6 protein-coding genes and 3 tRNA genes are annotated in these 8049 nt (G+C 63.2%); 5 read left to right on the top strand and 4 right to left on the bottom strand.

Annotated elements, in window-relative coordinates; all coding sequences use genetic code 11:
* Nucleotides 1–135: 135 nt before the first annotated feature.
* Nucleotides 136–2634, top strand: coding sequence for a fatty acid cis/trans isomerase (locus MSG32_RS11860; RefSeq protein WP_248379846.1), 2499 nt, complete (start codon nucleotides 136–138; stop codon nucleotides 2632–2634).
* 216 nt (nucleotides 2635–2850) lie between these two features.
* On the opposite strand, the gene fnr is transcribed toward MSG32_RS11860, so the two are convergent.
* From fnr to MSG32_RS11880, 4 genes are all read right to left on the bottom strand, one after another.
* The gene (gene fnr / locus MSG32_RS11865; protein ID WP_043333190.1) at nucleotides 2851–3600 is read right to left on the bottom strand and encodes a fumarate/nitrate reduction transcriptional regulator Fnr; all 750 of its coding nucleotides are present in this window, start codon (nucleotides 3598–3600) and stop codon (nucleotides 2851–2853) included.
* Between the two features lie 289 nt (nucleotides 3601–3889).
* Nucleotides 3890–4168: a hypothetical protein gene (locus MSG32_RS11870; protein WP_192838652.1), complete on the bottom strand. Its 279-nt coding sequence runs from the start codon at nucleotides 4166–4168 to the stop codon at nucleotides 3890–3892.
* 25 nt (nucleotides 4169–4193) lie between these two features.
* Complete coding sequence (locus MSG32_RS11875; protein ID WP_248379848.1) at nucleotides 4194–4811, bottom strand: cbb3-type cytochrome c oxidase subunit II; 618 nt, start codon at nucleotides 4809–4811, stop codon at nucleotides 4194–4196.
* Nucleotides 4808–6298 (bottom strand): cbb3-type cytochrome c oxidase subunit I, encoded by a 1491-nt coding sequence (locus tag MSG32_RS11880; protein ID WP_248379850.1) that lies wholly within the window; start codon nucleotides 6296–6298, stop codon nucleotides 4808–4810. Before MSG32_RS11880 ends, MSG32_RS11875 begins: the two co-directional genes overlap by 4 nt.
* A gap of 321 nt (nucleotides 6299–6619) precedes the next feature.
* Between MSG32_RS11880 and MSG32_RS11885 the strand changes: the two genes are divergently transcribed.
* The 4 genes from MSG32_RS11885 to MSG32_RS11900 all read left to right on the top strand — a co-directional run bounded on the left by MSG32_RS11885 (nucleotide 6620) and on the right by MSG32_RS11900 (nucleotide 8048).
* Complete coding sequence (locus tag MSG32_RS11885) at nucleotides 6620–7486, top strand: alpha/beta family hydrolase (RefSeq protein ID WP_248379852.1); 867 nt, start codon at nucleotides 6620–6622, stop codon at nucleotides 7484–7486.
* A 216-nt stretch (nucleotides 7487–7702) separates the two neighbouring features.
* A tRNA-Val gene (locus MSG32_RS11890) sits at nucleotides 7703–7778 on the top strand.
* Nucleotides 7779–7856: 78 nt separating this feature from the next.
* Nucleotides 7857–7933, top strand: a tRNA-Asp gene (locus MSG32_RS11895).
* Between the two features lie 41 nt (nucleotides 7934–7974).
* Nucleotides 7975–8048 (top strand) — tRNA-Asp (locus tag MSG32_RS11900).
* The last annotated feature ends 1 nt before the right edge of the window (nucleotide 8049 follow it).

The following is an 8049-nucleotide window of genomic DNA, read 5'->3' on the forward strand; positions in this document are numbered from 1 at the left end:
GCGCCAAAAAAATCTGACATCATTGTTCACTATGCTTGGAAAGGCAGTCTTGCCGAATTAGTGAGCCTGCTTATGGTACCCTTTCGCCATCATCTGCCCGATTGCCGATATCCCTTCCTCTTGCTGGAGTTCCCCATGCCGGACCTACTTCGACGCCTGTGGCGCATACCGCGCTGGCGCTGGAGCATCGTGCTCGTTCTACTGTTGGGGGGCTGCAGTGCCGTCGCGATTCATCAGCTCGATGAGCGTTTCGGCCCCGCGTCACCGCGTGAGCGGGTGGTGTCACACGACAGTCTTGCCGGACGTCAGTGGGAGGATGAAGTCAAGCCGGTGATCGAGACGCGCTGCGTGGTCTGTCATGGCTGCTACGACGCTCCCTGTCAGCTCAAGATGTCATCGGCCGCCGGGATCGATCGCGGCATGAATCCGGCGCCGGTCTACGATGGCACGCGCTTGCTGGCGGCCAATCTGACGCGCATGTTCGAAGACGCGGACACCACCGAGCAGTGGCGCAGCATGGACTTCTCGCCGGTGCTCAATGAGCGCTTCGACTCTCCGGCCGCCAATCTGGAGGGCAGTGTGCTGTTCCGTGCGCTCAGCCAGAAGCGCAAGGCGCCGCTGCCGGTGACGGAAGATGGCCTGCTGCCGGAAGACCGCTTCGACCTGTCGCTCAATCGCAGTCAGGTGTGTGCCCCCGTCGAGGGCTACGACAAGTTCGCCGAAGACCATCCTGACTGGGGCATGCCCTACGCCCTGCCACAGGTCAGCGATGAAGAGCACCGCACGCTGGTGAACTGGCTGGCCAAGGGTGGCGCGATGACCGGTCCGGCACCGCTGCCCCAGGCGCTGATGCCGCACATCGAGCAGGCCGAGCGCTTCTTCAATGGCGACAGCCTCAAGCAACGCCTGATGAATCGCTATATCTACGAGCATCTCTTCCTGAGCCATGTGTATTTCCCGGGCATCAAGGGCGCGGACGGACGGCCGATCTTCTTCAAGCTGGTGCGTTCCAGCACCCCGCCGGGCGAGCCGATCAAGCGAATCTCCACGCGCCGTCCCTACGATCCACCCTACGCCTCCTACACCGGCGATGAACGCGCGAGCCTGCCTCATGATGAGGCCGGGCGCCCGCGGGTCTATTACCGTCTGTGGCAGGAGCGCGCGACGATCCTGGCCAAGAATCATCTGCCCTATGCGCTCGATGATGCTCGCTTCAAGCGCTGGCAGGCGCTGTTCCTGACGCCGGATTACCCGGTGGATGACCTGCCGGATTACGACCTCAAGACGGCCTCGAATCCTTTCCTGACCTTCGAGGCCATTCCGGCCGAGTCACGCTATCGCTTCATGCTGGATGAGTCGCAGAACACCATCATGGGCTTCATCAAGGGGCCGGTCTGTCGCGGGCAGGTCGCGGTGGATGTGATCAATGATCACTTCTGGGTCGGTTTCACTGACCCGAAGATGTTCAGCCACCCGGAAGTGGAACGCACACTGGCCGAGGAAGGAAAGAATCTCAGCCTGCCCGCCGAGCAGAGCAGCAATGCGTTGCCGATCAGCTCCTGGGTCAAGTTCGAGAGCAAGCAGACCGCCTATCTCAAGGCCAAGCAGCGCCTGATGTCCCAGGCCTATCTCGATGGCGATCTGCGCCTGGATGAGCGGGTGCTGTGGGACGGCAGCGGCTGGACCGACGGCCCCGGCCAGGGGCGCAACCCCAACGCGGCCCTGACCATCTATCGTCACTTCGACAATGCGGCGGTGATGAAGGGGCTGGTCGGTGGCGTGCCCAAGACGGGCTGGATCATCGATTACCCGATGCTGGAGCGCATCCACTATCTGCTGGTCGCCGGCTTCGATGTCTATGGCAATCTCGGCCATCAGCTGGTCACCCGTCTGTACATGGACTTCCTGCGCATGGAAGGCGAGAACAACCTGCTGGTGCTGTTGCCGGCAGGCGAGCGCCAGGCGGTGCATGACAGCTGGTATCGCGACGTCAGCCCCGGCCTTGGCGAGCTGCTGTTCAAGAAGCCGCCGCAGTTCGATGCGCCCAGTGGCATCGTCTGGACGCCGCAGGAGCTGTCATCGCCGAACCAGGCTCGCCTTGGGCTGATGCGGCGCATGCAGGAGCGCCTCGCGCCGGAACTCGGTCATGAGCGCAGTCTGAGCAATGTCGAGGATGAGCATGTGCGACATGAGCTGCAGGCCCTCGCTGCGGTGCAGGGAGTCTCGGCCAGCCTGATGCCGGAGGTGACGATCGTCGCGCTGGAGGAGGGCACTGACGACTCGCCACGCCTTTACAGCGTGCTGCGCAATTCCGCCCACGCCAACATCACCAGCCTGTTCGATGAGGAGAAAAATCGCCGTCCTGAGGAAGACACTCTCGATGTCTTGCGGGGCGTGGCGGGCGATTACCCGAATGCCTTCTGGCGTCTGACGCCTGACACCCTGACGGGGCTGGCAGAGCGGGTGGCGGCACTCGAGACCGAAGAGGACTATCGCGCCCTGCAGGCCGATATCGGGGTACGCCGGACTGATCCGCGCTTCTGGGAGTTCTCCGACAGCGTGCTGCGCACCAACTATGCTGATCGCCCTGTCGAAGCGGGCCTGCTGGACTATAACCGCCTCGAGAACCGCTGATCGCCAGCGAAGGCCGAGACAAGCCCTATTGTCATGACTGTCTGGGCTGCCAGGACTGTCAGGGTTGTCAGGACGACTGACGACTGGCCTGACAGAAAGAAGAAGCCCGCCACGCAAATTGCGTGGCGGGCTTCTGTCTTGTGTGGTGCCGACATGGCGCCCTGGCGGCGGATCAGCGCAGTGTCGCTCAGCGTGATGTGCTGTCAGCAGGCGTCATCAGCGACCGCCCTGACACTCGCCTTCGGCCAGTTCGATCAGGCCATCCAGATGCAGGATATGCACCTCGCGGGCACGAATGTCGACCAGCCCCTGGGTCTGGAAGCGGGTCAGGATACGGCTGATGGTTTCGACGGCAAGCCCCAGATAGTTGCCGATATCGGCGCGTGCCATCGAGAGGCGGAAGCTGTACGGCGAATAGCCACGACGACGGAAGCGCTGTGACAGGTTGACCAGGAAGCTCGCCAGCCGCTCATCGGCTGTCTTGCGCGACAGCAGCATCATCATGCGGCGATCTTCGTGCAACTCCTTGCTCAGGCTCTTGAACAGCTGGGTTCTCAGTTCCGGCATCTGCTCCGAGAGCGCATTGAGGCGGTCGAAGGGAATCTCGCAGACGGTGGTGGTCTCCAGCGCCACGGCGGTGCCGGGATAGCAATTGCTGTCGATGGCATCGAGCCCGGCCAGCTCGCTGGGCAGGTAGAAGCCGGTCAGCTGCTCCATGCCGCTGTTTTCATTGGTGATCTGCTTGAGACTTCCGGAGCGCACCGTGAAGACGCAATCGAAGGCATCGCCCTGGGTGAAGAGCACTTCCCCTTTTCTGAGTGGCGCGCGACGGCGGATGATGGCGTCAAACTGGTCGATATCTTCCATGTTCAGTGCCAGTGGCAGGCACAGTGAACTCAGCGAACAGGTCTGGCAGCGGGCTTCATGGGCGCGCAAGCGGTGTGATGCCTGTGCATTGGCCGTCATGGTGACTCTCCTGAGGAATGTCACCGCTACCCCTGGGGCAGGGCAGCGGGAGGGGTCTTTCGGGCGCAACGAACGGTGGGGCGGGGCCTTGTCGCCCGCCGCGACCCTGCTCAGTCGATGTGAATCGAGCGGCCAGGGTCTGAGCGCTCATCGGCTGGGGCAGTGCAATTTCGTGACGCCATAATATTAGATTTTATTAATTCATTATCCTGCCCAACCCATGGGCGTTGCAAGGTGTGTGAACTTTAGGCCTGGTTGGCCCCGCATGACCATACCGCGACGACCTGCCTCAGCCAGCTGCGCCGAGCAGCAGGATCAGTGCGGCGGCCAGCGTCGCCAGTGCCAGTATGCCCCAGGCGCGTGGCGCTGGTGTGTCAGGCTGACGTACGCCGTTGATGCGATGTTCCTGCATGGGGCCATCGCCTTCGCGCTCGTCGCTGTCAGCGCTGGCGGCGCGCGAAAGACTGCCCAGGGCCAGCATGGCGAACAGCACCAGGCTACCCAGCGTGAGGGCCAGCACCCACAGATTCCAGAACAGGGGGAGTCCAGTTGTCTCCAGCAGATTCATGTCGTGTCTCCTGTGCGGTGTCCTGTCATGGGTCGCGGCTGGCGATGTCGCTCGCGGGGGCGGCCTGCTGCAGGTAGGCGAGCAGCGCCGTGATTTCGGCAGTGCCACGCACGTCATTGGGGGCGGCGAGAATCTCGTCTTCCGCGTAGGGCACGCCCAGGCCTTGCAGGGCTCGCATGCGTGCCGCGATGCCTTCGCCGCTCAACGCCCGCTCGAACAGCCACGGGTAGGCGGGCATCGCTGAGCCCGGCACCTGACTGCGCGGGTCATTCAGATGCAGACGCTGCCAGGCATCGTCATGCTGCGCAGGCAGCTTGCTCAAATCCGTCCCCCAGCGCTCGACGCCCCACAGCGAAGGGCGGTCGTAGTAGCGCGCCCGGGTGGTCGTCGCAGCGCCGTGGCGCGCCGTATCGCCCGGTAGATCGCGCACCATGCGTGTGTGGCATTGCTGACAGCCCTCGCGTTGGTAGATGCGCTGGCCCTCCAGCGCCAGGGCGCTCAGCGGTTTGAGGTCTTCGGGTGCGCTGGCGAGGCTGGGGTGAGCCCCGAGCGGCACCAGCTGGGCAAGGGCGCCGAGGCTCATGGTGAGCAGGCATAGTGCCGTCATCAGGCCGGCGTGACGTTCGAGCAGGACATGTCTCATGCGTAGTGCCCTCCCGAGGATGTGGCAGGGGGCGTGGTAGAGGGGGACGCAGAGTGCATGGCAGACTCTGATGATGCCTTGTGCGAGCCGGAGCTCAGGTGCTGGCGCTCATGAGCGGCTTGGCGTTCGCTCTTTTGATCAGCCAGGGTGCGCATCACATTGAGGAGCATCAGCAGCAAGCCGAGCGCCCAGCAGGCGAGCCCGCCCAGCGAGATCATCATCGGCATGCGGGCCGCTTCCAGCACCTCGCTCAAGGTGTATAGCGGCCTGCCGTCATCTGCCAGCACATGCCACATGCTGCCTTGAAGCAGCGTGGTCGCCCAGCTGGCGGCAACGCACAGCAGGGTGCCGATGATGACCAGCAGGGCATGAGTCTTGAGCAGCGCGAGGGAGCGCATCGGGGGCAGCAGGTGATAGGCCATCACGATGGCGACTGTCGCGACCACCCCCAGGCTTGCTGCCGGCGACAGACTGTTGGCGGCACTGAAGGTCAGGGCATTGAGGGTCGGCAGTGACAGCAGGCTGTATTCAAGAACCGCGAGGGCGAAGCTGACCAGAGCTGCCGCCAGCAGGCAGATCAGCGGATCCCGGCGCAATGAGTGCCAATTCTCCTTGAGTGTCATCAGGCCATTGAGGCTGAGTGCCAGCCCCGGCGCCAGCAGCAGGATGCCCATCGCCATGCCCAGCGTCTGGCTCCAGGCCGGCAGGGCGCTCGCGAACAGCAGCGGAGCACCTCCCCATGTCACCAGCAGCACCAGCATCCAGAAGCTGGTGGTCGCCAGCCGATGCGAGTAGAGCGGCAGCCGCGAGCGGCTCGTGACCATGTGATGGAGCAAGGCAATGAGGCCGAATGCGAACATGCCGCCGGGGAGTGGCCCTGCCTGCCAGCGCTGAATCAGTGCCTCGAGGCTGCCCGTGAAGAGCGGTATCGATTCCAGCAGGCCGACCGGCACGCTGAGCGAGATCAGCACATGCTGTATCAACACCAGCATCAGGCCGGCGATGAAGTACCAGCAGGCCACCGGCAGGCGGCGCAGCGTGCGCTGTTCCAGCATTGTGAAGAAGACCCACGCCACGGCCAGCCAGGCGAGGGTCATCAGGAGATCGACGAGCCAGGGCGCTTCGGCCATGTATTGGCCCGAGGAGTAGCCTGCGACAATCGCCAGTGCGCCGAGCGCGACCACGGCCTGCCAGCCGAGGAAGGTGAAATGCATCAGCTTGAGCGTGAAGGGAGTCAGTGCGATATCCGCTATCGCCGTCTCGGCGTCCGCGCGTGATTCGCGTTGCAGGACACTGTGCATGGCGATGGAGTAGCCGCCGGCGATCACTGCCGAGCCGCCCAGACCGAAGAGCAGCAGGTGGTGCTGCAAGGGAGCGAGGCGGCCGTAGCTCAGCCAGGCCACTTCCGGCCCCAGCGAGGGCCATAGCCAGATGAGGTTGAGCCACACCGCCAGACAGAGGCTGAGCAGGCCCCAGATGACGGCCATGCGAGCAAAATCATGGCTTGTGTGATGATGATGGTTCACGCGGGGATGGCAGGCCGAAGCCTCAAGAGCTGTACGCATATCACGACCTCGTCGGCAGTGGGCGAAAGCGCAGTGCTGGTGGTGACGGTGCTGGAAGCGGCGCTGCGGGAGCGGCCAGGTCATCGACGCCCCTGTCAGGGCGGCAGGGCTGGCGCTGACCGATATCACGCGCGACCATGACCGACTGACAGGCCATCCCTCGCGCTGGAATGCAGCGTTTACCCCTCATCGGTTCCAGCGTTGTCTGGCGCGAGCCGTACGAGATCAACAGGAGAATTTCGCTTGCCCGCCGTCACTTCATCATCGGACGAAGATGCCAATGCGTCCAATACGGCTGAGGTTCCCAGCCCTTACGCCGAGGAAGGCTTTCGTGTCGCCAGCCTGGCCGATGTCGCCTCGGAGCTTGCTGCCCGCCAGACCATGTCCCACGACGCGCTGGCCGCGCGAGGGCCGTGGCGAGGCTGGTTGGCGGAACTGGGCCCGCTTGAGATCCATGGACGACCGGGGCGTGCCCTGCTGTTGCATGCGCATGGAGCCGGCGCCGGGCGTGAGACCGGCTTCCATCAACAGTTCGCTGCCGCCTGCCTGACGCATGACATGGCGTGGCTGGCATTCGATTTCGGCTATCTCGTCAGGATGCGCTGCGAAAGCCGCCGCCGACCGCCGCCCCGGCTGCCCGGGCTGATCGAGGAGATGGCGCGCTGGTGTCAGGCGCTGATGGCGTGTGTGGAGGCCGTCGACTCCTTGCGATCGCTGCCCTGGCTGGTCGGCGGCAAGTCGATGGGCAGTCGTGTGGCCTCCCATCTGCTGGTGGAGTTGACCCGGGCGGCGCATGCGCCGTTGCCGGTCGGGTGGTACGCGCTGGGCTATCCGTTTCATCCCACGGGCAAGCCCGACAAGTTGCGCATCGACCATCTGCCGGATATCCCGATGGCCGGCTTGATCTGTCAGGGCAGCCGCGATCCCTTCGGAACTCGCGAGGAAGTGACGGCATATCCGTTGCCGGAAAGCCTCACTTTGCTTTGGCTGAATGATGGCGAACATGATTTCAAGCCACGAAAAGCGAGTGGCGAGACGCGTGAAGGACTGATTTCGCGTGCGGCGCAGGCCTTGGCCAATCACCCGGCGCTGGGCGGAAAACGGCAGTGAATCGCCACCATGCGAGGGGCATTACCCTGGCCTTCGATGGCGACAGCGGCATGTCAGAATGATGACGCAACGCTGATGTTTACTGGCCTGCAGGCGAGATGCAGTGGGAAAGTCCTGTCTTATCAATACTCTGTCGCGGACGATTGCTGAAATTGCGCGCAAAAAAAGTATTGACTCATGGGCCGGATTCCGTAGAATGCAGCGCCAACGAGACAGGGGTGGTTAGCTCAGTTGGTAGAGCACCAGCCTTACAAGCTGGGGGTCACTGGTTCGAACCCAGTACCACCCACCATTTGAAAAAAGTCATTGCTTTTCAAAGCGTTACTTGATTAAATGGCCTGGTTCGTTAGCAGAAGCAAGCGTTTGTCGTGGACCGGTAGTTCAGTTGGTTAGAATGCCGGCCTGTCACGCCGGAGGTCGCGGGTTCGAGTCCCGTCCGGTCCGCCATTCTCGTTTGTCATGCGCCCGATGTTGAGTTGTTCTGAAGTGGACCGGTAGTTCAGTTGGTTAGAATGCCGGCCTGTCACGCCGGAGGTCGCGGGTTCGAGTCCCGTCCGGTCCGC

Origin of the sequence: Cobetia sp. 1CM21F, from assembly GCF_023161745.1 — a bacterium.
In the GTDB taxonomy this organism is placed as follows: domain Bacteria; phylum Pseudomonadota; class Gammaproteobacteria; order Pseudomonadales; family Halomonadaceae; genus Cobetia; species Cobetia amphilecti.